Origin of the sequence: Photobacterium sp. MCCC 1A19761 (genome assembly GCF_037389125.1) — a bacterium.
Classification (GTDB): Bacteria; Pseudomonadota; Gammaproteobacteria; order Enterobacterales; family Vibrionaceae; genus Photobacterium.
Genome location: NZ_JAZGTF010000016.1, coordinates 1 through 23,494, shown reverse-complemented (window position 1 = coordinate 23,494; position 23,494 = coordinate 1). Strand labels below are relative to the sequence as shown.

At 51.3% G+C, this 23,494-nt stretch carries 20 protein-coding genes and 2 pseudogenes; 9 read left to right on the top strand and 13 right to left on the bottom strand.

What is annotated here, in order from left to right; all coding sequences use genetic code 11:
- Window positions 1-139 precede the first annotated feature (139 nt).
- Together VV869_RS15720 and gstA are read left to right on the top strand one after the other, a co-directional pair.
- Window positions 140-652: pseudogene (locus VV869_RS15720) on the top strand (LysR family transcriptional regulator substrate-binding protein); the annotation flags it as partial.
- A gap of 104 nt (window positions 653-756) precedes the next feature.
- Complete coding sequence (gene gstA / locus VV869_RS15715; protein WP_337735869.1) at window positions 757-1,368, top strand: glutathione transferase GstA; 612 nt, start codon at window positions 757-759, stop codon at window positions 1,366-1,368.
- Window positions 1,369-1,425: 57 nt separating this feature from the next.
- On the opposite strand, the gene VV869_RS15710 is transcribed toward gstA, so the two are convergent.
- Window positions 1,426-2,868: an MFS transporter gene (locus VV869_RS15710; RefSeq protein WP_337735868.1), complete on the bottom strand. Its 1,443-nt coding sequence runs from the start codon at window positions 2,866-2,868 to the stop codon at window positions 1,426-1,428.
- A 69-nt stretch (window positions 2,869-2,937) separates the two neighbouring features.
- Here VV869_RS15710 and VV869_RS15705 point away from each other — a divergent pair, with 69 nt between their 5' ends.
- From VV869_RS15705 to trmY, 4 genes are all read left to right on the top strand, one after another.
- Window positions 2,938-3,795: an AraC family transcriptional regulator gene (locus VV869_RS15705; protein WP_337735867.1), complete on the top strand. Its 858-nt coding sequence runs from the start codon at window positions 2,938-2,940 to the stop codon at window positions 3,793-3,795.
- A gap of 67 nt (window positions 3,796-3,862) precedes the next feature.
- Window positions 3,863-4,123 (top strand): hypothetical protein, encoded by a 261-nt coding sequence (locus tag VV869_RS15700; RefSeq protein WP_337735866.1) that lies wholly within the window; start codon window positions 3,863-3,865, stop codon window positions 4,121-4,123.
- A gap of 146 nt (window positions 4,124-4,269) precedes the next feature.
- Complete coding sequence (locus VV869_RS15695; protein ID WP_337735865.1) at window positions 4,270-4,473, top strand: hypothetical protein; 204 nt, start codon at window positions 4,270-4,272, stop codon at window positions 4,471-4,473.
- 129 nt (window positions 4,474-4,602) lie between these two features.
- The gene (trmY, locus tag VV869_RS15690; protein WP_337735864.1) at window positions 4,603-5,199 is read left to right on the top strand and encodes a tRNA (pseudouridine(54)-N(1))-methyltransferase TrmY; all 597 of its coding nucleotides are present in this window, start codon (window positions 4,603-4,605) and stop codon (window positions 5,197-5,199) included.
- A 299-nt stretch (window positions 5,200-5,498) separates the two neighbouring features.
- On the opposite strand, the gene cspE is transcribed toward trmY, so the two are convergent.
- The 3 genes from cspE to VV869_RS15675 form a co-directional block, all read right to left on the bottom strand.
- Window positions 5,499-5,711 (bottom strand): transcription antiterminator/RNA stability regulator CspE, encoded by a 213-nt coding sequence (cspE, locus tag VV869_RS15685; protein WP_337735863.1) that lies wholly within the window; start codon window positions 5,709-5,711, stop codon window positions 5,499-5,501.
- 309 nt (window positions 5,712-6,020) lie between these two features.
- The gene (locus VV869_RS15680; RefSeq protein WP_337735862.1) at window positions 6,021-6,476 is read right to left on the bottom strand and encodes a MarR family winged helix-turn-helix transcriptional regulator; all 456 of its coding nucleotides are present in this window, start codon (window positions 6,474-6,476) and stop codon (window positions 6,021-6,023) included.
- Entirely contained in the window at window positions 6,473-7,156 is a 684-nt protein-coding gene (locus VV869_RS15675) for a type 1 glutamine amidotransferase family protein (RefSeq protein WP_337735861.1), read from the bottom strand. Before VV869_RS15675 ends, VV869_RS15680 begins: the two co-directional genes overlap by 4 nt.
- Window positions 7,157-7,585: 429 nt before the next feature.
- Between VV869_RS15675 and VV869_RS15670 the strand changes: the two genes are divergently transcribed.
- Window positions 7,586-8,587, top strand: a complete 1,002-nt coding sequence (locus VV869_RS15670) for an NAD-dependent epimerase/dehydratase family protein (RefSeq protein ID WP_337735860.1) — start codon at window positions 7,586-7,588, stop codon at window positions 8,585-8,587.
- A 206-nt stretch (window positions 8,588-8,793) separates the two neighbouring features.
- Here VV869_RS15670 and VV869_RS15665 read toward each other — a convergent pair whose 3' ends face one another.
- A complete protein-coding gene (locus tag VV869_RS15665) occupies window positions 8,794-9,972 on the bottom strand; it encodes a class I SAM-dependent methyltransferase (RefSeq protein ID WP_337735859.1) in 1,179 nt (392 codons plus the stop codon).
- 321 nt (window positions 9,973-10,293) lie between these two features.
- Between VV869_RS15665 and VV869_RS15660 the strand changes: the two genes are divergently transcribed.
- Together VV869_RS15660 and VV869_RS15655 are read left to right on the top strand one after the other, a co-directional pair.
- Window positions 10,294-12,096 carry an aminopeptidase P family protein gene (locus tag VV869_RS15660; protein WP_337735858.1) on the top strand — a complete coding sequence of 601 codons (1,803 nt, stop codon included), beginning with the start codon at window positions 10,294-10,296 and terminating at the stop codon, window positions 12,094-12,096.
- 451 nt (window positions 12,097-12,547) lie between these two features.
- A complete protein-coding gene (locus tag VV869_RS15655) occupies window positions 12,548-13,348 on the top strand; it encodes a transcriptional regulator (protein WP_337735857.1) in 801 nt (266 codons plus the stop codon).
- Between the two features lie 56 nt (window positions 13,349-13,404).
- On the opposite strand, the pseudogene VV869_RS15650 reads toward VV869_RS15655, so the two are convergent.
- The 8 genes and pseudogenes from VV869_RS15650 to VV869_RS15615 form a co-directional block, all read right to left on the bottom strand.
- A pseudogene (locus tag VV869_RS15650) lies at window positions 13,405-13,572 on the bottom strand (IS3 family transposase); the annotation flags it as partial.
- Window positions 13,573-13,999: 427 nt separating this feature from the next.
- Window positions 14,000-16,240 carry a DUF7507 domain-containing protein gene (locus VV869_RS15645; protein ID WP_337735856.1) on the bottom strand — a complete coding sequence of 747 codons (2,241 nt, stop codon included), beginning with the start codon at window positions 16,238-16,240 and terminating at the stop codon, window positions 14,000-14,002.
- An 883-nt stretch (window positions 16,241-17,123) separates the two neighbouring features.
- A complete protein-coding gene (locus tag VV869_RS15640; protein WP_337735855.1) occupies window positions 17,124-18,188 on the bottom strand; it encodes an AI-2E family transporter in 1,065 nt (354 codons plus the stop codon).
- 100 nt (window positions 18,189-18,288) lie between these two features.
- Complete coding sequence (locus VV869_RS15635; RefSeq protein WP_443147327.1) at window positions 18,289-19,347, bottom strand: DUF2955 domain-containing protein; 1,059 nt, start codon at window positions 19,345-19,347, stop codon at window positions 18,289-18,291.
- Window positions 19,337-20,464 carry an HlyD family secretion protein gene (locus tag VV869_RS15630; RefSeq protein WP_337735854.1) on the bottom strand — a complete coding sequence of 376 codons (1,128 nt, stop codon included), beginning with the start codon at window positions 20,462-20,464 and terminating at the stop codon, window positions 19,337-19,339. The genes VV869_RS15635 and VV869_RS15630 overlap by 11 nt, the downstream gene beginning before the upstream one ends.
- Before the next feature lie 202 nt (window positions 20,465-20,666).
- Complete coding sequence (locus tag VV869_RS15625) at window positions 20,667-21,518, bottom strand: iron-sulfur cluster-binding protein (RefSeq protein ID WP_337735853.1); 852 nt, start codon at window positions 21,516-21,518, stop codon at window positions 20,667-20,669.
- Window positions 21,511-22,608 (bottom strand): 4Fe-4S dicluster domain-containing protein, encoded by a 1,098-nt coding sequence (locus tag VV869_RS15620; protein WP_337735852.1) that lies wholly within the window; start codon window positions 22,606-22,608, stop codon window positions 21,511-21,513. The genes VV869_RS15625 and VV869_RS15620 overlap by 8 nt, the downstream gene beginning before the upstream one ends.
- A 1-nt stretch (window position 22,609) precedes the next feature.
- The coding region (locus VV869_RS15615; RefSeq protein WP_337735851.1) for a molybdopterin oxidoreductase family protein at window positions 22,610-23,494 on the bottom strand (885 nt) is incomplete at its 5' end.

Sequence of the window (23,494 nt, the reverse complement as noted above, 5' to 3'; positions counted from 1 at the left end):
GCGGCTTCAAGTTTAAACTCGGGACTAAATGTTCTTCTGCTACGTTTTGTCATTGTGTCACCTGTTAACTTCCGAGGTGATGATATCACCTCTAATCAGATGGCCAAATTAACTATGCCACTACAAAGACTGGCTAAGTAACAACAATATCGATGTAGGCGTAGTTTTGAATCCTGCCCCGGAAAGAGATCCTGTCATGCTGGGATATGATGCCTGGGTAGCAGCGGTTCCAGCCAATCATCACCTTGCGCGGCGGGGAAGCTCAAATACGATTGAATTGTCAGAGCTGAGCGACGAACCCTTTATTGTCACCACAGGTGGATGTCATTTGCATGGTAAGAGCCTGATTGAAGGTGAAGGACTGTCATTAACTAATATCCGGCTTGAGGTGAAAGATTGGAGAACCGCCTTTACATTAATCGGCGAAGGGATTGGGGTATCTCTTGTACCCGCCTCAACACTGCCTGAAGAACCACATAACATGCGCATCTATCCGCTGAATTCTCCGTTTTACCGTTGTTTTGGATTGGTATGCTCCGAACAGGGAAAAAACTCCCCGGCTACGCAAGCATTTCTCGATCAAGTACGTCATTCAACGCTTGGGGTTAAGATTCCGGTCCAAATCAACGCTGCCGAGATGAGCCCGGTTTAAGGTCATCAGCTCCTCTTATACAGACTTTCTGAAATTCTAATTTTCACATTTCTGTTGCATCCATGATGATGAAGCTTCACCAGAGATGTAACAGGAGATTTTTCGTGAAACTGTATTTTGCACCACTCACCTGCTCACTTTCGCCACATATCATCCTTCGTGAACTGGGGATTCCATTCGAGCTGATTCGAGTCAATAACAGTACGAAGCGTACCGCTGATGGCCTTGATTTCAGAGAGATAAACCCAAAAGGATATGTGGCTGCACTGGTTCTGGATAATGGTGAAGTTCTGACTGAAGGGGCAGTAATTGTCCAGTACCTTGCCGACCTCTGTCCTAATGCCCAGTTAGCCCCTCGTCACGGCTCATGGGAACGGGTCCGAATGCTAGAGTTACTAAGTTTCATTAGCACTGAATTACATTCAGGTGTTGCGCCACTATTCAATGAGGCCTTGTCTGAATCTGTACGCGCCATCTTCCGGGAGCGACTATTTAATCGACTGGATTATCTGAGTGAATTCATGGGGCATAAACCGTACCTCGTCGGTCAATTTAGTATTGCCGATACATACTTGTTTTCCATTTTACTATGGCTACCTGTTTTTCAGGTTGATATTGAAGATTGGCCGGTTTTATCTCAGTTTATGGCTCGTATGTACGCACGCCCGGCAGTGAAAACAGCGATGGAAGCAGAGGATGAAACTTCGCCGATCTAACTAAAAAACCAAAATTTGTAAAACGGGCGCGCCCAGTGCGCCCGTTTGCTTTCCAGCCTAATTCGACAATACACTGACCCGACGCTCATCTCTCCGCAACCAAATCGCCGGCAGGACGCACGCAAGGGTCACCAGAGTCAAACCCATCAGCACCGGCTGAAATGATACCGAATGTACGTTCTGAACAAACAGAATCGCGACCATCGCCGGTCCGACAGAGGCGCCCAGCAAGGTCAGGATCCGCGATAACGCGCTGGCATCCGGGGTCTGTGTTTGTTCCAAGTCATGATAGGCATGCGACATCCCCAACAAGGTCAGCAACCCGATACCGCCACCGCGCAGGATCATCGTCAACGCAATGAGGAGATCGCTTCCCTGAATGTCCAGCCACAGAAACGGCACGGTTCCCAGAACAGCAAAGGCGCAGCCCAGCAACGCGGTATTCCCGGCACCAAGCCGCTCGCACAGAGTTTTGAGGTAGGGACGGGAGACCAACGCCCCGAGGCCATGTGCGCCGACCCACACACTGGCCAGCCATTCACTTTGCTCAAATCCCTGAATAAACATCAGGGGCAGCGCAAACAGCCCACCGTAAAAACTGATACTCGAGAGAAACAGCAGCCCCATCGAGGCACGAAATGATCCCACGCTAAAAACCTGTAACCGGATCAGCGACTGCTCCCCCCGTTTTCGTGTATGGCGCACAAACAGGAGCAACAAGCAGGCACCGATCAAAGATGTCCCTGCAGTATTAAGCCCTTGCCCCCCTCCCTGTCGACCCAATTCAGACAAAGACGACAGGCTGTACATCAACAAGACCAGCGCCGGTGCAAGCACCATAAATCCAAGCCCGTCAAACCGATTTTTCGCCTGCGAAGTCGCGTCAGGCAGCCGCCGCGCTTGCTGCAGGTCATCCTTGGCGATCATCACCCAACCCAGCACAATGGCCACCAATCCAATCGGCAAATTGATATAGAAAATCATCCGCCAGTCGCCAATATGAAGGAGATAGCCTGCCAGAAGCGGTCCGGCAATCGGGGCCAGGACCGTCGGCACCGCCATCGTCGCCATCGCCGTTTTCAGCAGCGGTTTGCCCACGGTATGGACCAAAACGGTCTGCATCACGGTCATCAGAATTCCGGCGCCAACGCCCTGCACTGCACGGCTGACCAGCAGCCAGTTGATCGTTGGCGATACCGAGCACAACCCGGAGCCTAAAGTAAAAATCACCAGTCCAATTAACCAGAATGTTTTCGTCCCCCACTGCCGGGTTGCCCAGGCGCAAATCGTCACCGTCACGGCAGCAACCAAGGTATACAGCACTGAAACCCACTGTATTTGCGTGACGGTCGCTGACAGGCTGGCTGCCAGATCCGGCAGCGCCACCCCAAGAATCGTGGCATCAATCAGCGGCAGGCACACACCGAAGATCAGACTCACAATGACCCAACGCTGTTCACGGCTGAACGCCGTATTATTTCTATCACTCTGATTTTTCATGCTAAGCTCCTATCGAACCGATCCGGAGACTATTTATACCCGGCATGAAGCTGAGTGAATTTCGTATATATGGCAAAAAGTGTCGAGAATCAGTCAACCTGTCACGATCCGTCCATGGAGCCCATGACGCACTTGGATTTGAACGAACAAATCCCGATCCGGGCAATCGCCAAACAGGTGGTTGAGCGGGCGGAAGTCGAGCTGCATCACCACCCCTGGGGACAGATGGTGTTCTCAGATACCGGGGTGGTGCAGGTCAAAACGCCGCAGGCTGCGTACCTGGTGCCGCCGCAACACGCGGTATGGATCCCGCCTGGGATCGCGCATGCCTCTTCCTTGCTCGAACGGGCGCAGATCTTTTCCGTCTATATGCTGCGCACCAACCGTTACTTTCACGATGAAGCATGGCGCAATGAGTGGAAGGCATGTCGCTGTTTTCAAGTCAGTGTCTTGCTCAATGAACTGGTACGACGCATCGCAACTCAAACCGTCAATGAACTTGGCGAAGAGACGTACGCCGCTATCTGCACTCTCATCAGTACGGAAGTCAAGCAAGCCGAAACCGTGCCCGTCGGACTGCCCATGCCCGCAGATAAACGCCTACGCCACTTATGTGACTTGTTTCTCCAGGCGCCGTTGCAAAGTACGACGCTCCAGGTGTTAGCCGCCCAAGTCGGGGCGAGTGAGAGCACCATTGCCCGGCTGTTCAAACAGGAGCTACAAATGACGTTCAGCCAATGGCGGCAACAAGCCCTGCTCACCAGTGCAATTGGTATGGCAGCGAAGAAAATGTCCATCAGCACGATTGCCCAAGAACTGGGTTATTCAACCCACAGCGCTTTTGCGGCCATGGTCACCTCACTGGTCGGCAAACCGCCGAAGGCATTTTTATATCGAAGCGATAGCGAAACATCAGCGAATCCATAGAGAATACAGCCCGACACACCTAAACTTAAATGAACTGCTGCAACGAATAAATGTTCATGAGGGTGGAATGGAAAACAATGTCGTCTTTTATGAATTTGTGCCGACTGAGCACAAACTTCACCAAAAGAGAATCATCAAACAACTGGCAAGAGCCGGATTTGAAGGCCTCCTGAAAGTCTATGACTTAGGGGGTGGCGGTTCTGGCGCGAATAATTTTATCGTCGAGGGCATCTTTCAGGGGCAGCGATGTTGCTGTGCCGTAGGGTATGAAGAAAAAAGAGATAATTTAATCATTCGGAACACATGGACGGATCATGATGAAGCTTAGTTGTCAGAAAAGAAACCACTTCACAATCGTTCGGCACTACAAGTGATCTATCCGAGGAAAACAGTTATGTCCCATACCACAGGCCGTCAACGATTTTGGTTTCACAGTCGCCGTCAAAACAGTCATCAAACCAGGAAAAGATCAGATTGAATATTTGCTTTCATTTACTGCAAAACAAAACATCGTGGAAAGCGGTGATCCACCAGCTCAACAGCGATAATTTCGCCAGACACGTGTTACACCACGGCGGCGTGAACGGCCTGGCATTGAACTTCAGCTACTGTGAACAAACCGCCACCGGAAAAATATTGGACAAAAGCACCCCCATCGGTCACTTTTCAGTGCGATAACGCGTATACTCCGCCACAAACATCATGTCATCCTGCCGCACCTCGGCTCACCAGCGTCATCTGACCTGTTAAGATGCCGCTTCCCAGAGCGAAGACGCAGGATTGACACAAAAATAAAGGTAAAAAGTCATGCGCACGTTTGTATTACGAGCCCGCTCTGCACCAACCGACAGTGAAAAACTGATGGCTGAAGTGGGTGGCAGTTGTCACACTGAAATTCTGGCCCATTGCACCATGAATGCCCTATTTATGGCCCAGTCCCACCGTGAGGATACAACCATCCACTTAGTCTTGGAGAGCACCCAGGACTATAGCCGGACCGTGACGATTAACGCCAATGAGATGACCCAGGTCGGTGGATTTCACGAAGCAGCTCTGCTGGAAATTGTCCGCCAGGCGCTTGTGGCCTCTGCCGGGATGACCAAAGAGCAGACACGCACAGTTCAACCCGGCGTCACAGTGCGCACTATCAGTTTTGAAGCACTGCTGAAAGAGCTGACTCAAACACACTCGGTCTACATGATGGATAAAAAAGGGGATTCGATTCGCGATATCACCCTGGCAGACAATCCGTGCTTTATTCTGACCGACCATATTCCGATGCCAAAAAAAACCATGAGTTCTTTAAAGCGCCTCGGGGTAGAAAAAATCAGCTTGGGTCCGAAAATGCTGTTCGCATCGCAGTGCATTACGCTGATCCATAATGAATTAGATCACCAAATGTAATTGAACGCTGGGTCTGATTTCATCAGATCCGGCATCATTCCACTGATCTCAAATCCTCTACAGCCGCGACATGCGCGAAATGATGATTTAGATCGAACCAACACAACTGTTCGGCATTCGGAAATTGTTGATAACGGGTGTGAAATATCGATTCTGAATTTAGATCATCAGAATATTGCAGGACAAAATAGCAGCGCAGGAAATTAAGCAGTAGAAGAAAGAAGAGAAAAAAGAGAATTGAAGCGGAAGAACAGTGATGATGTAAATGGCACAGGGTGCCATTTACATCAAATCTAGCCTTACAGGGCTACAACGTTCGCAGCTTGAGGACCTTTTTGGCCTTGCTCAACGTCGAAAGAAACTTTCTGGCCTTCAGAAAGCGTTTTGAAGCCTTCTGAAGCGATAGCACGGAAGTGAACGAATACGTCAGCACCGCCGTTGTCTTGAGTAATGAAACCAAAACCTTTCTCTTCGTTAAACCACTTAACCAGACCTGTTGATTTGTTAGACATGTAGTGTTCCTAATCTATTGAATTAAAATTTGAATCGCATTCTCGCGATGCTCTTGATGCTTAAATGTGATGATGAATCTATGGGAAACACTAAGGATAACAACAGTTACGGAGAAATTCAGAGGGTTTACTTTGACCAGTTTTCATTAATACGTCCGAGCAACAGAACAAGACGAATCATACCTGACTTATCGCCAGAGTAAAGGGTTATTTTAAATTCCCAGCAATATAACCCGTCCCCCGGTTGATCAGCCTTGTCATTCCGCTTCAGATAGGCTCAAGATGGAAAGCCGACTTATTCGCCGAACGTCATTCACCGGAGTGCGGGTCCACCAACGTTTCCAAGGCCGTTTGCAGCTCTGTCAGGGTGTTCGCAATCTGCGCCATCTTCTCATGCCCCAGTTGCCTTTCAAGGCTTCGCGCAAAACGGGCATGCTGCGGGCCGATTTTCTCAATCGCGGCAAAACCGGCCTCCGTTGGCTGAAGTAGCTTGGCTTTTCGATGCGATGGGTTCTCAACCACCCTCAATAACCCTTCGTCCATCAGTTGATTTGCCGTTCGCCGTACGCTCTGCCTGGTGATCCCCATCCGGCGGGCAATCTCCGCTTGCGTCAATGGCTCATGCAGCACAGCGCCCAACACTTGCCAGCGGGTTGCTGTTAACCCCGCCGGCGCTGCCAGGTGTTCTGCAATTTTCAGGAACTGGCCATTGAGCGCAAAAGACGTCAGCGCCATTGCGCTCAATCGTGCTTGGGCATCGCTCATTGCGCTTGCTCCTGTGCTTGCTCCTGTGCTTGTTCCTGTGATTGTTCCTGTGATTGTTCCTGCATCAAAGCATAAAACCCGGCAGGATTCTGCTCGGCAAACAGCTGCCACCATGCATCCTGCGTGTTCTCAGCATACAAATCCAGGATCCGGAAGATTTCAGCCGCAAAGGCAATGGGCGCGACACCGCTGGCGGTGATCACATTGCCGTCGCTGATCGCAGGTTGCTCAACATATCGGCTGCCGCCCTGATAGCCTGTCATCGCGAGAAATTCCGGTGCGTTGCTGGTATGCGCCCGTTCGTCGAGCAACCCTTGTTGCGCCAATGCCGCCGTTGCCCCACAAATTGCAGCAACTGGCTTTTCCGCCGCCACGAAACGAGCAGCCATCTCGGCAAAAGCCGCAATTCCGCCCGTTACAGCCGAATCCGCCCCCGGCAGAATCAACAGCGCACTGGACTCAGGATCCAGCTGCCCCAGGGTGATATCCGGCACAATCCGCACCCCACCCTTCGTTGTGACGGGTGCCAGAGTCTCGCCCACAGTTTTGATTTCATACCGTCCCGGTACTTTTTGAAACTCAGGGGACTGAATATGCGCGATCGCATACCCGTATTCCCAATCCGCCATCGTGTCATACACCGCCAGATGGACCGTTTGCTTTTCCGTTGTCTCTGCCATTGCTGCACCTCCTTGATATGTGACAGCATGCTTACACATTGTGAGCATGCTGTCACATTGTTTCATCGAGAACGATTTCATGCTGATCAACCAATCCAACAAAGAAGAGTCCAGTCCTCGCTTTCAATTTCAATCGTGCCTTTCCCAACCCGCTAAAAGCATGTTCTTAAACTCAAGCTGCTATGCCCTGCCCCTTCAGACTCCTCGACAGCCATATAATAGGAAACATATTGATCATTAAACAATCAGGCCATTTTTTAAAATCGACTGTCAGGCGACCGATTTTTATTAAAGATTAAAAAAGAATTATCAAACAATGTCATATTGAGATTCCCTCCCACCATTAAATCATTCGGTTTGACTATGAATAACCCCAAAACAAGAATGGCCATCAATAATAATCACAACCACTTATACAGAGAAAAACAAATGAACAAAAAAGTATTAGTGACAGGAAGCAGCGGCCACCTCGGTTCGGCTTTGGTTAAGGTTCTTAAAAGACGAGGCTTCAACGTTTTATCAATAGATATAAAACCCTCAGAAACAACAGATATTGTTGCATCAATTTCTGATAAAGACGTTGTTCACCGCGCAATGAAAGATGTTGATGCTGTTCTTCATGCTGCAACGCTTCATAAGCCTCATGTTGTTACTCATACACATCAAGAGTTTCTTGACAGCAATATTTCAGGGACACTTAACCTTTTAGAAGCGGCTAAGAAAAATCAGGTAAGATCATTTGTCTATGTCAGTACCACAAGTACTTTTGGCGACTCTTTAATTCCACCCAAAGGCTACCCAGCTGCGTGGATCACCGAATCAACAAAGCCAGTTCCAAAGAACATTTACGGTGTGACAAAAAACGCAGCTGAAGATATCTGCCAGCTCTTTTATCGAAATCATAAGCTACCTTGCTTAGTATTAAAACTGTCCCGATTTTTTCAGGAAGAAGACGATTGCAAAATCGCCAGAGCCAACTTTTCCCCTGACAATCTAAAAGTTAACGAGTATTTATACCGCCGGGTAGATATTCAAGATGCAGTGGATGTCATTCTTCTGGCCATGGAAAAAGCCCCAACCATCGGCTTTGACCGCTTTATCGTCAGCGCGACGACACCGTTTTCATTTGATGACATGGCGAAGCTGCGTGTCGATGTACAAGAAGTTATCAAAAACATCTATCCGGAATACCACGACATCTACCAGAGCCTGGGATGGAAGATGAATTCGACCATTGATAGGGTTTACGTGAATACGCATGCTCGAAACAGATTAGAGTGGAACCCTGTTTACAATTTTAAAGATGCTTTAAATAACCTGGTAAACGGTAACGACTTCCGCAGTGAACTCGCATTAGAAATCGGGATAAAAGGCTATCACGACGAATCATTTGAGAACGGTCCATATCCAGTTTTTGAGGACGCGATTTAATCAAGCCTCAACAAATATCAACTCGAAAATGTATTCACAGAATATTCCGGACAACGAGAATACTTTTCCTGAAGGATAAAGGACGGGGCTCTTTATGCTCCCGGCTTTGTCTATCCTCTGATATAACACAACGATTCCAAAGTTTCTTTATTTAAAAGGGGAATCATCGAAATTTCATGACGATTCCCCGAATGAAACAACTCTCTTTACTTACGCACAATATACCAATTGTTCTGAATATCATGAACTAACTCATTTTTGGTGACGGAGCTAAAGCCAGCACGTTGGAGATATTCCCTTGCCTTTTCCTCTCCCCACATGGCCCCCAAGCCTTCACCGCCCTGGGCCAGTGAAACGGTCATGCAATGCATACAGGATATGGTATACAGAAAGGTGCCGATGGGATGGTCCAGGTTATTGTGAACATGGCTCGAGCCTTTAATATCCTGCATCAGATAAGTACCATCTGGCCTTAACGTTCGGCATATCCCTTTGAGCACATTCAGCGGTTTCGCCTGATCGTGCACTGCATCGAAGGTGGTCACGAAGTCAAACGCGTCCGGCTCAGCCTTGTCATCAAAATTACTCAGATCGCGAATCTCAAAAGTAATATTCCGCAGTTGTTTTTCCTGCGACTCACGCCTTGCAAACTCAATGGCCTCGCGAGAAAGATCGACGCCCACAAACTGGCTTGCCGGATACAGTTCAGCCAACCGGTTCATAATCCTACCCCGCCCGCATCCCACATCCAGAACCTGAATACCTGCCGCCAGTTGATCCGCCAAACCGGGTACCAACGGGACAATATGCGTTTCCAGATTCGACAGTACCGATTGGTTACTGTCTTCCGCCATCACTTCATGGAACCGGGGATACTGCTCGTATGGCACTCCTCCTCCACGCCTGAAACACTCAACGATATTGTCCTCAACACCACCCAACAGGCCGATATACTGCGCAAATACCGCCAGGTTATCGGCGCCAGCCGCACGCGTTACCATCGCGGCATGCTCCACCGGCAAGATAAAACGGTTGGTTGCCGGATCCACCTCAACCACGCCTGCAGTGGTCATGGCACCCAGCCATTCCCGCACATAGCGTTCATTCAAACCGGCACGAGTCGCGATTTCCTGTGATGTCGCGGGTTGCCGAAGCTCGCTCATGACATCAAACAGTCCGGTGCGATGGCCTATAGACACCATCAAACATAGTGCACCATTGTTCAGTGCCTTCACAAATTCATCGCCGAATACTTCGGCCTTGTTGGAATCAAAAGCAGAGACTGTATTTGTTGTAACCATGGTTGACACCTCCTCCAGCGCCCGGATTGGCCTGATCGCTTCAGCTTCACCACGCCGTCGCAAGACAGCGATAAAACAAGCCACCAGCGTTAATGATCGCGGCGGTCTCACAACCACCGGTCATCTCCAACTAGACGCATCTTGATGCTTCCATAAAGCTGATACCTCCATAAGCATAGTGGGGATGCCCGATGTCCTCTTATACAAATGCGGATGAATACGACGTGGTGATGCGCTGTAAAGCCGAACGCAGGAAAATAGTGCTTCAGATAGACGGTCTCAGTTTCTGAGACCGAAGGGATTAGTTTCTGCGCCTTCGTTAATAAGATGTAAACACACAATTGTGAGCGCTTTCTTGACACTATACATTTGTCCTCAATTCACACGGATGTCACAGAGGATAGGATGAGTCTTCAAGCAAGTGCGCAATGCCCGGTTTCCCAACGTCTCAGCCAGCTGCGCGGTGCCATGTCGGCATTGCAGCTCGACGCCTATATCGTCACCAACAACGATCCCCACGCGAGCGAATATTCAGCCAATCACTGGCTGGCCCGGCGCTGGATCACGGGTTTTACCGGTTCGGCGGGCGATGCAGTCATTACCCCTGACGGCGGCGGCCTGTGGACTGATGGCCGTTACTACATCCAGGCCGAAGAAGAGTTACAAGGCAGCGGACTCTCCCTGTTTAAAGCCAGGCTGGCAGAAACCCCGTCGATCCCTGAATGGCTGGCGCAGACACTGCCGGCCAACAGTCGGGTCGGCGTCGATGGCCGTACCGTCAGCTATGCGTTTTACCAGCAGCTTCAAACCGCCTTTGCAGACAAAAAGATCGACATCGTGCTGGAGCATGATCTGATCGACGGGATCTGGCACGATCGCCCGGCTCGACCAACGACCCCGGTCTTTTGCCACCCGCTGCAATATGCCGGACTCACCACAGCACAGAAACTGGCCCAAATCCGTCAGTATATGGCCGGTGATCAGGTCGATGACCTGCTGATCTCGACGCTGGATGATGTGATGTGGACCCTCAACATTCGTGGCGGTGACACGCCATACTGTCCAATCTCCGAGAGCTATCTGTTGATCAGTGCCCAAGCGGCGACGCTGTTTATCGATCCGCAGAAACTGCCGGAAGCCGTCCAGAGCAAACTCGAAGCGCAGGGCGTCAATTATCAGCCGTATGGGCAGATCAGCAACGCCCTGAGCCAACTGCCCGCCGGGCATCACTTCCGCAGCTGTGCCAGACACGGGGATGCGCGCCTGATCAGCAGCCTGCCTGCCGATCTGACCGTGTCGCATCAGCGCAGTTATGTGACTGACATGAAAGCCACCAAGAACCCAACCGAGCTGGAGAACATGGAAGAGACGCTGCGGCTGGACGGCATCGCGATGGTAAAGTTCATGTCCTGGCTGGAACAGCAGGTCCCCGGCGGCGACGTGACCGAACTCAGCGCCGAGCAACAGCTACAGCATTTCCGAACTTTGGCGCCGACCTACTTGGGTGACAGTTTCCGCACCATTGCTGCATTTGCCGAGCACGGTGCCAAAATGCACTACGCCGCCGATGAAGACAGCAACGTTCTGGTCGATGAATCCAATTTCTTCCTGGTTGATTCCGGCGGCCAGTATCTGGGCGGCACCACCGACATCACCCGCACCTTCAGCTTCGGCACACTGAGCCAACAACAACGCATCGACTATACCCTGGTGCTCAAAGCCGTGATCCGGCTCAGCCAGGCGCGCTTCCTCAAGGGCTCGACCGGCTCCAACCTGGATGTGCTGGCGCGCGGGGTGCTGTGGCAGCAAGGGATTGACTACAAATGCGGCACCGGACACGGCGTCGGAATGTGCCTGAATGTCCACGAAGGACCGCAAAACTTCTCGCAATCTCCGACCGAAGTTGAGCTGAAGCCGAATATGGTGATCACCAATGAGCCCGGTGTCTATCGCGAAGGCGAATACGGGGTGCGGATCGAGAACATCATGAAGGTGGTGGAAATTGAACAGAATGAATTCGGCGTGTTTTACGGCTTCGACACCATCACCCTGGCGCCAATCGCCACCCAACCGCTGGAGGCGGCTTTGCTGGATGCCTCAGAGCGGCAGTGGCTCAATGACTACCATGCCAAGGTCTTTACCGCCCTCGAAGGGGGGTTAACCCCTGAAGAGCGCGCCTGGCTGCAACGCGCCACAGCTGCGGTGTAACGGCCTAGCCGTGCCATGAGGTCGAGATTCTTGTTGCGATCTCGCCGCGCAGCTTCCTATCCCTCACCGCCGGGTCATCGTTCAATCTCCCGAATGGCCCGGCGTATTTGCCAACCCGGCTGTGCTCGGTCGTTGGCTTACTTCCTTACTTCTGTAGTGTTTGCCGGCTTTACGCCGGCTTTTTTTTCATCACTGCCTCTTTTCACTACGACCACCACGATGGGTGCTGGTGGCATCGACCACGGCGCAACCGTAGATGTTGTGCCCAGCGAACATGACCGAATCTTTCTCCAGGCTACTACCCCTTTCGACGTGATTCCTGCCAATACGCAGGGCACCAAAAACCGAACTTGATAATGTCATCATGGATTTTCAAACCTGAATATTGTATACCTCTCAAGCATCAGCCAATCCGGAAGGCTGCATGACCCACTTGCTGACGGAGATAAGCATGAACATTTCAGCCGATTACTTACTGGCGGCGTTGCGTGAAACACTGAAAGAGAAAGGGATTAGCTACGCGCAGCTGTCTGAGTATTGCGCGGTGCCGGTCAGCAGCTTAAAACGGCAATTTCACAACCCCAGCTTAGGGATCGACAAGATCACCTTTTATGCCGGCTACCTGGATACCGATCTGGTGCAGCTCTCGAACCTCGCCGCCAAGTTGCAACAGCAGGACATCAAAGCGATTTCCCCGCAAAACAACCGGATTTTTGCCCAATATCCCCATTTGTACGATTTCATCTATTTGCTGGTTTCGCTGCAATGGTCGGTCGAAGAGATTCAAGATCACTATCAACTCTCCGATCAATCGATCATTCACTATCTTCGGGCGCTGGAAATGATGGGCTATCTTGAAACCATCGAGAAAACGAATATTAAGCTCAACGCACAAAAGCGGTTTATCAACGAAGAGGACAGCCCGCTGGATCGACTGTTCGTGAAGCGTTTCAAGGCCAATCAGGAAAAACACCCGATCCGGCCAGCCATTTGTATGGCGCGGATTAACCTCACCGACGAGCAAATTACCAAGCTGGAAACCCAGCTCTATGAACAGCTCACCGCCTTCCATCTGCAAAATCAGAGAAACAGCCATGCGTGCCTGAAAAATGTCATGCTCTCGTTCGTACCGGGGGAAGCCATCCGCCTGAGCGATACGCTGCCGGAAGTGGACGGACGACTGTTAAAAGCGGTTTGCCAGTTGCAGCAACAGGAGTGTGAAACCCCTGATACCGCCCTTTCCTGCAATTAAAGGCGCAGAATTTCAACCCGGCGGTTTTGCTCTCGACCGATCACCGTTTCATTGCTGGTTCGCTCGCTATCCGGTGAGAGCGACATAGCCTAATTAACTGGTTACGGACAAATAGATCCAGAACAACAGCCAGAAGCCCCGCGCCTACCTGTCCAAATGTAGGTCACATCACCGCACCAAATCTGGTTCGGTTCAATTACGGAAAATTGCCTGTCTAACAGGTTTCTAGATACTTTATCTAATCTGACATAGGCGCGTTAGCGTCACAAATCTAACGCACTTCTGCCCATTTCCAAGCTACAAAACCACAATAATCCTATGACAAATCCCCATTGACTCCCGCCCCTAGCAGATACGCTAAACTCAACACTGCGACGCCAACAAACAGACCGACGATACCGGACATGGTCATCCCGCCAAGAGCGCAGAACAATGCAGATTTGAGCTCCCCTCACTGGCACTATTCCCCCTCTCCCAAATAATCACACGTGTAATCAAGGCTCTCATCTTTTGGAAACGATTCTAATCCACGCCAAAAATGTGTCGTAAAAACAAAAAGGCCGGATACTTTATCCGGCCTCTTGGGTTATTAACATTTTCAGTATTCTCAGCCCATATAGCTAAGTCTTGCTTTGCTATACAGACTGAAGCTCAATCAGCAGCGAAACTGACCGTTGCTGTATCCGAAGGCGCTACACTATTTCCGTCATTATCTGAAACGGTACCCGTGACTTTATTGACATGCGGTGATGTAACGACCTGACCAACGAAAGTACATGTGTAAAAACCACCGATTTCGATTGTCTGCGGCACCGCGCACGTTGTCTCGATCACTTTTGGTTCACTGTCATCGGTAATATCCCCAAAGCGATCATCTGTCAGTGCATCGAGAGTTAATCCCTCTGCCGTCGACGTATTGGTCACTTTCACCTCGTAACTGACCTCCATCATGGTTGGCGTTTTGGTCAACGTCGCTGTTGGTAATACATCATTGATGGTCACCGTAGCACTATCACTGGAACTTACCGCGGCACCATCATCATCAACGCCACTGGCTGTCGCCACATTCACAATCGAATCACCGCCGTTGCCTGTATCTTCAACAGTCACAGAGCAGGTATAGCTGGCATTAGCTGCCAAGGTCTGCGGTACTGAGCAATCTCCCAAACCATTCAGGTCACCGAGAATGGTATCCGTCAGACTATCGATTGTGACCGAATCAACTGTGGAGCCATTCGTGATGACAAACGTATAAGTCACATCAGCACTCGGTTCATTAAATGATGTTGGATCCGCTGTTTTGACCAGCGTAATCTTCGAATCAAGATTGGTGATATTAATCGTTGCATCATCCGAAACGGTCTTCGATGGCCCTTCATCATCGCTTGCCGTGGCATATACGCTGCCAGTTTGTGAAAAGCCCGGATTCTGCATTTCAGTCACCATAAAGGTACAGCTATATGAACCATTGACTGCGAGGGTCTGTGGCACTGAGCAGTCTGTTGAAATAATCTTACCCGCCGTCGAGGTAAGATCACCGTACATCTCATCGTCCAGAATTGACAATGTCAAAGCATCCACCGCACTTGTATTGGTCACGACAACCGTAAAAGTGAAATCACCACCAGGTTCAGGAAGTGAGGACGGTGAAACTGACTTGTTCACCGTTAAGTTAAACGGGACATTATTTATTGCGACTGTTGCTTTGTCGCTTCCCTCCATAACATTCCCATTCTCATCTTCACCTGTAGCGGTCACAATATCGGTATGCAATGTATTCCCCTGACCACTCACATCAGCCATAAAACTACACGTGTATGTGGCTCCAGGGGCAATGGTTTGTGGAACAGAACAAGTCGTACTGGTAATGCCACCCCCTGTAGCAGTGATGTCACCATAAATATCATCCTGCAAGGACTTCATGGCAACGTCGGCAAATACGCTGTTGTTGGTCACACCAACTGAGAATTGAACGGTATTCCCCGGTTCATCCACCTTTTCCGGGTTCGCTGTTTTCACAACAGAAATTGTCGCAGGCGGCACCTCAATTGGCACCTGAAAGTCAGGATCACAATTACATTTCGATGGCGATCCAGGGAAAGCATCGCTTCCGTCTAAGCACACTTCGTTGGCCCCCGACTGACGCCAACTGGTACAGTTGGGAAGATTCAGCTTACCGTCGCCATCAGTGTCAATACAACTCGCGGTGATCACATCCGGCTTCGTCTTCGCCCCCTTCATATCATAAAAAATCGGATTATTTGCGCTATTGATATCACCACACAAATCATTTGGCTCCGGACATCCACTACCAGTACAGGTGGTATCTAAATCTACGAAGTTTCCTGTCGTACCATTCGGACGAGTAAATGGTGATCCATCTTCAGGCAAGGTGATGATCTGACAAGAACCAGTCAGGGCGCCATCACCAGCCGTATCCGGTTTAACCTCAAAGTAGGCACCAACATCGTAGCGTTCTTGCGCATTTAACTCGAAAATAAACGTGGTGCTGAAGGTGGTTGTATCCCCCGGGAAAGCACATTTATCACCACACAGTCCCGGGGCAGCATTACCGTTCCCATCCAGACATACATCCGGATCCGAGCTACAGTCAGTGCCGGCATTGGAGGCTGTGGCATCACAGACAGGAGCGAAAGTGATATCGCCTTCATCAACGACACCATCGCCATTAACGTCCGCAACCCCAGAGACCCTCACATCACTTGCCGTACAGTTGAGACCAAATCCGGCGACGTCCTCCATACAGCCGCTCGACACGATTGTCCCCTGCCCCGTCGCATCAGCAAATGCCGGTGTAGACGACCAGAGTACCGCCCCCAGCAATATGATAAAATCCCTTAAAAAGGGTGAGACCCTATTTATCGTTTTCATTAAAATTCCTTAATCATTCATTATTTATTATTAATCTTGAATATCAATAGAACCCGAAATAAAACAATATAAAATCTCAATTCCGCCCAACAGGGATGAAATGAGTGAATCCAGATAATACTCAACGATATACCAGTACTTATTTACTAAGATAAAACATATCAATTAATATAAAAGCATGACTACTTTGGCGATTAAACTTTGCATGTACGTTATCAGGTTCATTTAGCATCCAGTTCAATAGCCACTATATGAACTTGACCACTAAGATTTTTACCTCAATGTATAAACCAAAACAAATCAAGTGAAGCATAGACCATAAAATTATTATCAAGCAATATCAGAGCCCAAGGACATTCATGGCTATGCGGCCAGTCAAATAGCTACCATTAAAATAAATAATATCAACAACTTAATAACAACTAGAGTAATTGGTAAGATCGAATCCCATGAATGAGACAACAAATTTATTCATGTTGAATTAAATTTTTCATATACGAAATAATGAAGAGAACGTCTTTGGATTTTAACCGAAGAAATCAGCCAGAAGTATCACGTGAAAAATTCACAAATTGAATGATGACGATTATAAATCAACAGTGCGGATCCGACTCAGAAAACGAGGGATTCATACATACTAAGACAATCGCCATCTCGAGATGAACCTATAAAAATTAATTTACCAATTATTGAAACTCATTCCTTTGAATAACTATGACAATCATACCATCAAGTGTTCTTCAGTCAATTCAGCCAAGCTGTTTCATTTCACATCGGAAATATCGTATTTACTGTGATGGTATAGCTCCGGAAAAGGAACAACGACCGCTTTTGGTTTGGTACTTTTGAGCAACGTCCCTGTCCCTCCCAATCATCATTGTGCTTACTTGCTTTCCCCCGCTTCATTCCCTAGCCACACCGTCCCTAACTGATACGCCAGGCTGAGTACCACGGCGCCGACGAACAGACCGACGATGCCGGACATCGCCATGCCGCCAAGGGCACCGAGCAAAATCACCAGCATCGGGGTTTCCGAGCCACGGCTGAGCAGAACGGGTTTCAGTACCGCGTCACTGGCGCTGACCAGCAAACACCAAATGAGAAACAGCACCGCAACAACAGTGCTCTGGGTGCCGAAAACGATAAAGATCGGGATTAACAGCGCAATGATCGGCGGCAGCTGAATAATGGCGATCAGCAACACTGCCACCATCCACAAAGCAATGGCTGGAACTCCGGCAAATACCATGCCGATCCCGGCGAACACCGACTGGATCACCGCCACCCCAATCACCCCCTGCACCACGCTCCGGACCGTGGTTTTCGACAATTTGGTCAGTTGTTCACCGTGCTTGCCGGTCAGGCGATCGGCCACCGCCTGAAAGACCTGTTCGCATTTCTCGGCATTGGCCATGAAAGCACCGGCGATCATGGTAGAGATAATAAACTGGACAAACCCAAGTCCTAAGGAACCAATCAAGCCCGCCATTGTGCCGCCAAATTCTTTGAGCGGCTCAGCATACTGCACCAGAACCCCCTTAAGGTTCACCGAAGCCGAATCGACAAATGCATAGAGCTTCTCCCCCACCAGCGGCCAGGCTTTCATGGCCGGGTCCGGTTTCGGTACACTCAGGGTGCCTTCCTGGAGCCCTACAATCACATCTGCGGCGCTGGTGTAAATCCCGGTCGACAGCGCAATCAGGGGCACCAGTAAAATGACCACCCCGATCCCCGATAGCAACACGCTGGCTTTAGTCAGGCTCATGCCAATGCGAGTGTGTATGCTCACCGCCAGCGGATACAGCGCCGTGGCAATAATCGCCCCCCAAACCAGCAGCATGATAAAGGGTCGTAAGATCGAGAAGCACCAGAACACCAGCAGCGCCACCGCGCCGATTTTGATTGCCGCATCAATTGCCTGTGTTGAAAATTGATCGTCTGTTTTCATCGTCTTGCCTCTCTGATGACTTGTCCAGATTCAACGGCCTGATGACACCGCTCTGGTTAAACATCGCTTATCGAACAACCCCCGCCATATAGCCCTTCAGCTAAACCGGTTGCAGAAATTTCCATGTTCGCGTTTCTAAAAAATACGCCGCCACAATCATGTACAGCCCGACCACCACCAGCTGTACGATTCGGGTGATCGTCGTGCTGTCGATGTCGCCGGAGCTCAGCAAGGTAGAGCCGATCAGCACCAGCAGGGTACTGAATGCAGTGACATAAACCGGGGCTTTTTCCCCGACGGTATAGATTTTGGAGGCCATCACCATCGCCAGCAGCGAAATAAACAAGGTGTAAAACCCGATGTTCGGCACGATGGCCAGCACCGTAAACGAGCCAATCGCCAGCAGCCCGCCAAGACCGTTGCTGACCACCAGAAATGCACTCAGCTTGACCGACTTCTCCCCGGTGATCATCAGCGACAACAGGGCAATAAAAATCATGGTCAGGATCGCTTCACTGATCTGAAACACGAAGAAAAAACACACTACCGGAAATGAGATCAACAGCGCCCGAAAAGCTGCCCGCCAACGCTGGGGCGGCGTCAGCATCACCGGGGCAAAGCCCGGAAACTCGGCCTCCTGCTCAGGGAAATAGACATGCGCCAGGGTAAAGAGGGTGATAGCAACCACACCTGAAATCGTAAGCCCCCCGGCCAGAAAACCGGAGACGGCGGTCGTGCTGCCCATCGCGATAAAAGGCAGGATCAGAATTGCGAGGATCAATATCGTCGCGAACAGGTTCCATTTCGGGTTGGTGAACAGATAGTAGCCCCACATCATCATCAGGCCGATCAACATCATCAGGGGAATTGGATACTGGGTGATCCCGCCCGAGAGCAGCATACCCAGCCCGATGGTAACCAGCATCGCCAGCAGCAATTCGATTAAGGTTTCCCGGTGTAGTGTGGGTTTGTCGACCAGAAATTTGGCCGTCAGCACCGGCGCAATGTGGGCCAAATCCCAATCCAGCCAGGCGGCCAGAAAAACCGCCAGACCAACTCCGACCGTGAAACGCAGAATCCGGATCTGAGTGGCTTCCGTCAGTGCCTCGGTCACAGACGCCGCAACGCTTGCTTCAGAAGAAATCGCCTTATCGGACATAGGACAACCAGCTAATCAACCGGATCCATGCTTTACCGATCAGATTAAAGACCGTGCTATCCGCGGCATAAACAATCACATCCGCCTGACCACCGACCCGCAGCACACCACGCGCCTGCGTGTGGTCAAACTCAATCAGAATGGGGAGCATCTGGGTTTGCCGCAACCATCCTTTCTGGGTATCGGCTTTGGCCAGCTTCCCGGCCTGATCACCTTCACCCCAGTCGATGCCCCAGTCCACACTGGACACCGTGCCTTTAAACACCTGACCGGGCGCAAAGTCGAGGGCAATTTCCACCGCATCCCCCGCCGTGACATTGCCCAGGCTGTTTTCCCGAAAATAGGCTTCGATCCAGATAGTCTCCGTCGAGACAAACGTCATCAGCGGTTGTCCGGCGGAAGCATAAAAACCTTCAGACAAACTAAAATTCGAGACCCCGCCTTGAGTCGGCGCGCGAACTTCGGTTCGCTCCAGATTAAGTTGTGCCTGCTCCAGCGCCAGCAACGCCGCTTTAATCTGGCTGTTCTCCTCTCCTTGCGCGCCCAGTTGCTGCTTGGTTTTTTCCAGATCTGCCTCGGCATTCACCACATTGGCCCGGGCCGTGGCCAAACTGGCCCGCGCTTCATCCGCATCCGACTGGGACACCACGCCTTTTTTCGCCAGCGCCAGAATTCGTTTGCTTTGCAGCTCAGCGTTTTGCCGCTCAACAATCGCCGAGGTCAGGCGCGCCTGGGCCGACGCAATCGCCGCGGTCTGGGCGCCAACATTCTGGCCGGCGATTTCGAGGTTTTCTTTAGCCTGCGCGACAGCAATTTGGTAATCAGACGGATCCAGCCTGACAAGCACCTCTCCTTCGTCAACCAGCTGGTTGGGCGCCACCTTGATTTCCAGCACCAATCCGGAGACCTCCGGCTTCACCGGCACCACAAAGGTTTTGACCCGGGCGTTGTCCGTGATCGGAATAATGCGATCCGAGATGATGTTAAACAGTAGCAATACCGCCACCGTCAGCAGCAGGATATTGGTGATCTTTTTGACTTTGTTGGTCTTTTGCGGCGATTGCTCTTCTGCCGCAGTGACGGGTTCCAGATCAGCATCTTTTTCTTCTTCTGCCATGGGGATGCCTCTTCGATACAGCGCCGACGCTCAAGTGGGCAAGCTCCATTGATGCACATAACACGTGCTTTCAAATCAGTCCCCCGAAGGCATGACGCGACGGAACAGCCCGATATTTCAAGTTTTAACAATAGACAAGCCGACGCGGTAGAACTGACAAAAAGTAAGACTGATCAGCAATGAGACAAGCAAGCTAGCTGCGCTAGTGATCTTCAGGCAGGTAAGGCTGAAGCACGTCCCAACGAAATGTTGGCCCGTTGGTGCAGACATACTTGTGTTTAAGATAGCAGTGACCGCAAGTCCCTAAGCCACAATGCATTCGGCGCTCAATCGAGAGGTAAATCGCATGATTGTACACCCCGGAGGCCACCAGATAATCGGCCATGCCGAACATCATCACCTGCGGCCCGGCGAGCAACACCACATCCGGTAGTTCACCAAAGCTGTCGAGCACGGTCGGCATCATATCAATCGGTCGGCCGTGATATTCATTTTCGTCACCGTTGAGATCACCATTTTCGATCATGTTAAATACGGGAATGTATTGCTGCCACCGCTCCCGCTCAGGATTAAGCATTTTCGCCTGCTGGCTCCGCGCTCCGTACACGACTGTCAGTTGGGTATAGTTCTGCTGCTCGACCAGGTGATCGACCACGCCCACCAACGGCGCCAGGCCACAGCCGCCACCCACGACCAGGATCCGCTTGCCGGAAATCTCGGTCATTGGCCAACCGACACCGTATGGCCCGCGCGCGCCGAGGATCTGGCCGGATTGCAGGCCAAATAGCGCAGTGGTGACGGCCCCCATCTGACGCACCAGCGCCCGGAAGTGCCCCTGCGCATCCGGCACCTGAGTAAAGGTAAATGGCGCTTCGCCGACACCCGGCACATTGAGCATAAAGAACTGGCCGATTTGGGCTGTTTGCCAATCGGCAAGGACGTTGGAGGATGCCGATTGAACGCCATCCAACAAACGAAACTGAAAATGCCGCGCTTGCTCGCCGTCGTCATAGAAGTCCACCAGCTCGATGGCCGAAGGGGTCAGGTTATGCATCGTCGACAATCCTCTTCATGACCGAATGAACCCCGATGACGCCGGGGCAGACCTGCTCACATCGACCACAGCCGACGCACCCGTAGCGACCGAATTCCGGTAAAAAATCATCACTGAATTTGTGATACCAGAATCGCTTCACCCGCTCCCCGGCCTGCGCGCTGGGGTTGTTGTAACTGGCTTCGCGCTGGAAGCCTTCGTACAAGCAAGAATCCCAGAAGCGCACTTGCTGCGTTGCGTGCTGTTCTTCTTTGAACGCCGTGCCTGAATCTTCTTTGATTAGCGTGCCTGAAACTTCCGCAGCATCCGCAACAGGTTCGCCATCACCGCTGGCAAACAGCCGTGACTGGGTGCCGTAACAGGAGCAGGTCGGACATAGGGTGGTGCAGCCCGAGCAGGCCAGACACTGAATGCCAATCCGCTGCCACAACGCGTCGGAGATTGCGTTGCGGTTCAGGCGCTCAATCCCTTCGGTGATGTAACTGTGATCGTCAAATTCATGCTCACAGCGACTGAGCCGATCCCAGCGCTGATTCATCTCTTGGGGAGACGCCGGGGTCAACGCCAGCCCGTCAATGGCATCTTTACCCTGTGCGGTCGCGACCACCAATAACCAACGCTCCCCATCCAACGGATGCAGGATCAGATCAGCGGTTTCATCGCGCACACCAGGCCCGGCGTTGACCAGATAGCAAAAGCCCTGCGCGCAGGGATGAACACAATCAATGCCCACCAGCAATGCTTGTCGGCGTCGTGCCTGATAGTAAGCATCCTGCTCGAAAAACAGATCCTGATAATGAATCGCCGTTAAATCGCAGCTCTGAACACCAAACAGCACAAAGGGGTCGGGAGTCGGCAGGGTTTCGCGGAAAAACTGACCGTCAAACACATACAGCGGCTCCTGCTCGGCAAAAAAGAAGCTTTTCGGTGAACTTTGCGGCTTTTGCGTGCTGAGCGGCGGGTAAGCCGGGGGGATAATGTGTTGCCAGTGCGCATCGCCCGGTGCGGTTTCCACCACCTGATACAACTGCCGGACGCGGGATAAGTGATCCTGCAACGCTTTGAGCGACTCAACCAGATACTGCTGCATCTTATGGCTCCTTCCTCAGCATATCGACATCTTTCGGCGCCTGACCTGCCGGTAGCGGAAATACCGACACCGCGCAGGCTTTCAACTCCGGCATTTTAGTGATCGGATCCTGCGCCGTATTGGTGAGCTGGTTCGACGGTGCCTCTTTGAAGTGGTACGGCATACTCACCAAGCCCGGCGGCACATCAGGGGTGATCATCGCCCGGGTTTCGATATAACCCCGGCGCGAGCGCACCCCGATGGGCGCGTAGCGGGTGATCTTGAGCTGCCGGGCATCATCGGGATGGATAAACAATAACCCTGGCGGGGTTTCACGCTCCAGCAGCGGCGATTTTCGGGTCATCGAGCCACAACCGTAATGGAAATGAAGGCGATTGGTGGTCAGGAGCAGCGGATAATCCGCATCCACCGGCTCGTCAATGGTGGTGTAGTGAACCGGAATTAGCCGGGCTTTGCCGATGGGAAACGTGTCGCGGTGCAGAATCTCGGTGCCGTTTGGCGCATCGTCATTGCAGGGCCATTGCAGCCCCTGCGCCTGAATCAGTTTGTCGTAATGCATCCCCTGATAGGCCGGCGTCAGTGCCGCCATTTCATCAAACACCGCTTCGCTGTTCGGCCAGTTCAGTTGATTACTGCCAAGGCGCTGCGCCAGGGCGTTCAGCCACTGCCAGTCACCCATCGCCGAACCCGGCGGCTGCAACGCTTGAGCGATGTGCTGGACCCGGCGTTCGCAGTTGGTAAAGGTGCCCTCTTTTTCCGCGAACGACGCCGCCGGCAGCACATAATCGGCCAGCTTGGCGGTCTCGGTCATGGTCAGCTCGGCCACCACCAGCAGATCCAACTGCTTGTACGCATCGCGAACGTGGTTCTGATCCGGATCGGTGAC

Bases quoted from the DNA above. Each gene is read 5' to 3' on its own strand.
- VV869_RS15630 (WP_337735854.1), bottom strand. From the start codon at position 20,464: ATGGCAGAAGAAGAAAAAGATGCTGATCTGGAACCCGTCACTGCGGCA.
- VV869_RS15625 (WP_337735853.1), bottom strand. From the start codon at position 21,518: ATGCATAACCTGACCCCTTCGGCCATCGAGCTGGTGGACTTCTATGAC.
- VV869_RS15660 (WP_337735858.1), top strand. From the start codon at position 10,294: ATGAGTCTTCAAGCAAGTGCGCAATGCCCGGTTTCCCAACGTCTCAGC.
- VV869_RS15635 (WP_443147327.1), bottom strand. From the start codon at position 19,347: ATGTCCGATAAGGCGATTTCTTCTGAAGCAAGCGTTGCGGCGTCTGTG.
- VV869_RS15645 (WP_337735856.1), bottom strand. From the start codon at position 16,240: ATGAAAACGATAAATAGGGTCTCACCCTTTTTAAGGGATTTTATCATA.
- VV869_RS15700 (WP_337735866.1), top strand. From the start codon at position 3,863: ATGGAAAACAATGTCGTCTTTTATGAATTTGTGCCGACTGAGCACAAA.
- VV869_RS15680 (WP_337735862.1), bottom strand. From the start codon at position 6,476: ATGAGCGATGCCCAAGCACGATTGAGCGCAATGGCGCTGACGTCTTTT.
- VV869_RS15620 (WP_337735852.1), bottom strand. From the start codon at position 22,608: ATGCAGCAGTATCTGGTTGAGTCGCTCAAAGCGTTGCAGGATCACTTA.
- VV869_RS15675 (WP_337735861.1), bottom strand. From the start codon at position 7,156: ATGGCAGAGACAACGGAAAAGCAAACGGTCCATCTGGCGGTGTATGAC.
- cspE (WP_337735863.1), bottom strand. From the start codon at position 5,711: ATGTCTAACAAATCAACAGGTCTGGTTAAGTGGTTTAACGAAGAGAAA.
- VV869_RS15710 (WP_337735868.1), bottom strand. From the start codon at position 2,868: ATGAAAAATCAGAGTGATAGAAATAATACGGCGTTCAGCCGTGAACAG.
- VV869_RS15640 (WP_337735855.1), bottom strand. From the start codon at position 18,188: ATGAAAACAGACGATCAATTTTCAACACAGGCAATTGATGCGGCAATC.
- VV869_RS15655 (WP_337735857.1), top strand. From the start codon at position 12,548: ATGAACATTTCAGCCGATTACTTACTGGCGGCGTTGCGTGAAACACTG.
- trmY (WP_337735864.1), top strand. From the start codon at position 4,603: ATGCGCACGTTTGTATTACGAGCCCGCTCTGCACCAACCGACAGTGAA.
- VV869_RS15670 (WP_337735860.1), top strand. From the start codon at position 7,586: ATGAACAAAAAAGTATTAGTGACAGGAAGCAGCGGCCACCTCGGTTCG.
- VV869_RS15705 (WP_337735867.1), top strand. From the start codon at position 2,938: ATGGCAAAAAGTGTCGAGAATCAGTCAACCTGTCACGATCCGTCCATG.